3 protein-coding genes are annotated in these 2,659 nt (G+C 70.3%); all 3 read right to left on the bottom strand.

Annotation, left to right across the window (positions count from 1 at the left end):
- On the bottom strand, positions 1-785 hold a 785-nt coding region (locus IE329_RS39715; protein WP_190215936.1), incomplete at its 3' end, for an ABC transporter permease.
- Positions 782-1,762: an ATP-binding cassette domain-containing protein gene (locus IE329_RS39710; protein WP_190215935.1), complete on the bottom strand. Its 981-nt coding sequence runs from the start codon at positions 1,760-1,762 to the stop codon at positions 782-784. The genes IE329_RS39710 and IE329_RS39715, both read right to left, overlap by 4 nt.
- Positions 1,763-1,816: 54 nt before the next feature.
- A complete protein-coding gene (locus tag IE329_RS39705; RefSeq protein WP_190215934.1) occupies positions 1,817-2,485 on the bottom strand; it encodes a DUF4097 family beta strand repeat-containing protein in 669 nt (222 codons plus the stop codon).
- Positions 2,486-2,659 lie beyond the last annotated feature (174 nt).

Here is a 2,659-nt window from a genome sequence, read left to right as displayed (position 1 = left end):
TTGGGGTCGCGGTTGAAGGTGGTGGTGGACCAGCGGTAGCCGAGGGCGGTGAGGGCGAGGGACCAGGCGATGGTGAGCCATCCGTTGTTGCCGATGGGGGTGTTGAGGAGCAGGCCGCGGAGGGTTTCGATGGCGGGGGTGAAGGGCTGGTACTGGGCGACGGGCTGGAACCAGCCGGGCATGGAGTGCAGGGGGGTGAAGGCGCTGGAGATGAGGGGCAGCAGGATGAGGGGCATGGCGCTGTTGCCGGCGGCTTCGGCGTTGGGGCTGGCGAGGCCCATGCCGACGGCGATCCAGGTGAGGGCGGTGGCGAAGAGGACGATCAGGCCGAGGGCGGCGAGCCATTCCGGGGCGGTGGCGTGGGTGGGGCGGAAGCCGATGGCGAGGGCGACCGCGCCGACGAGGACGACGCCGGCGACGGACTGCAGGACGCTGCCGGTGACGTGTCCGATGAGGACGGAGGGGCGGTGGATGGCCATGGTGCGGAAGCGGGCGATGATGCCCTCGTTCATGTCGGTGGCGACGGAGACGGCTGCGCCGATGACGCTGCTGCCGATGGTCATCAGCAGGATGCCGGGGACGACGTAGGCGATGTAGGCGGAGCGGCCGCCGCCGGGGCCCAGGCCCGCGCTCATGGTGGTGCCGAAGATGTAGACGAAGAGCAGGAGCAGCATCACGGGGGTGAGCAGCAGGTTGAGGGTGAGGGAGGGGTAGCGGCGGGCGTGCAGGAGGTTGCGGCGCAGCATGGTGCGGGAGTCGCGGACGGTGAGGGTGAGGGTGCTCATCGGGCGTTCTCCTGGGAGTGGCTGCTCTGGCTGGGGACGGTGGGGGTGTTGGGCGCGCTGTTGTCGGTGAGGGCGAAGAAGACGTCGTCGAGGTCGGGGGTGTGGACGGTGAGTTCGTCGGCCTCGATGTGGGCGGTGTCGAGGTGGTCGAGGAGGGTGCGCAGGTGGCGTTGGCTGCCGTCGCCGGGGTGTCGCAGGGTCAGTGACTGGTCGTCGTGGGTGGCGTCGGGCAGGGCGAGCGTGGCGGTGCGGTAGGTGGCGGGGTCGGTGAAGCGCAGGCGGACGTGGCCGCCGGGGATGAGGCGTTTGAGTTCGTCGGGGGTGCCGTGGGCGGCGATGGTGCCGTTGTTGAGGACGGCGATGCGGTCGGCGAGCTGGTCGGCCTCTTCGAGGTACTGGGTGGTGAGCAGGACGGTGGTGCCGGTGGTGACGAGGTCGCGGATGATCTGCCACATGGTGTGGCGGGAGCGGGGGTCGAGGCCGGTGGTGGGCTCGTCGAGGAAGATGATGCTGGGGTTGCCGACGAGGGTCATGGCGATGTCGAGGCGGCGTTTCATGCCGCCGGAGTAGGTGGAGGCGGGTTTCTTCGCGGCGTCGGTGAGGTCGAAGCGCTGCAGGAGGGCGGCGGTGGTCCGGCGTCCTTCGGTCTTGGTGAGGTGGTGGAGGTCGGCCATCAGGAGCATGTTCTCCTCGCCGGTGATGAGGCCGTCGACGGCGGAGAACTGGCCGGTGACGCCGATGGTGGCGCGCACGTCCTGGGGGTGGGTGGTGAGGTCGTGGCCGCCGACGTGGGCCTGGCCGCCGTCGGCGGTGATGAGGGTGGAGAGGATGTTGACGGTGGTGGTCTTGCCGGCGCCGTTGGGGCCGAGGAGGGCGAGGACGGTGCCGCGGGGGACGGCGAGGTCGATGCCGTCCAGGACGGTCTTGTCGCCGTAGGACTTGCGCAGCCCGTTCGCCGCGATGGCCAGGTCGGTCATGGGAGGGGTCGCTCCTTCAAGGGGGCCGGGTCGGGGTGTTGGGGGTGGTGGGGTTCAGAGGGTGCGGGCGGTGATGTCGCCGTGGGTGGTGGTGGCGTGGATGGTGACCTGGGGGCCGTCGGGGGTGCTGGTGAGGGCGTTGTGGATGCGGCCGAGGGTGGTGCCGGCGTCGAGGGTGGCGTGGGTGCCGCGGGCGGCGCCGGCGGTGATGTGGCCGGCGGTGGTGCGCAGGCGGAGGGTGCCGTGCCGGGCCTCGGTGACGGTGATGTCGCCCTTGAGGGTGGTGAGGGTGGCGGGGCCGGCGAGGCGGTGGACGGTCAGGTCGCCGGCCTGGACGGTGAGGTGGGTTGTGGCGCTCTCGTCGAGCTTGGCGTTGCCCTGGGCGGCTTCGTAGGTGACGTCGCCGAGGCGTCCGACGCCGCGCAGTTCGCCGGCGGCGGTCTTCGCGCGGACGTGGGAGCCGGCGGGGAGCTGGACGGTGATCTCCACGGATCCGGAGTTGCCGACGATCCGGTTCTTCGGCGGTGCGGCCTCGATGTGCAGGACGCCGTCGGTGAGGGTGACGGTGACCTGCCCGGCGGCCTTGACGTCCCGGTTCCTGGCGGGGTCGGCGGGCAGGACCTCGACGGTGGTGTCGGTGCGGTCGGCGGCGATGAGGCGGATCCGTCCGGCGGGGATGTCGAGGATCGCGGTGAGCGGGGCGGGGGTGTCGAACTTCAGCATCGTGGGTCTCCTTCGTCGGCGGCCGGCTCTGTACCGGCCGCTGTTTCCGATGAAGGAAAAGCTACGTTGCATTCACGAACCTGGCAACACACTCGTTGCGCAAGAAAGCCATCATCGCAGGCAGTTGCCGCTTTTTCATTGCAATAGTCTCGACGCTAACGCAACGAGCCCCGG

The sequence above is a fragment of the Kitasatospora indigofera genome (genome assembly GCF_014655955.1).
Lineage (GTDB): Bacteria > Actinomycetota > Actinomycetes > Streptomycetales > Streptomycetaceae > Kitasatospora > Kitasatospora indigofera.
The sequence above is the reverse complement of the archived record's forward strand: the minus strand, read 5'-3'. Positions and strand labels throughout refer to the sequence as shown.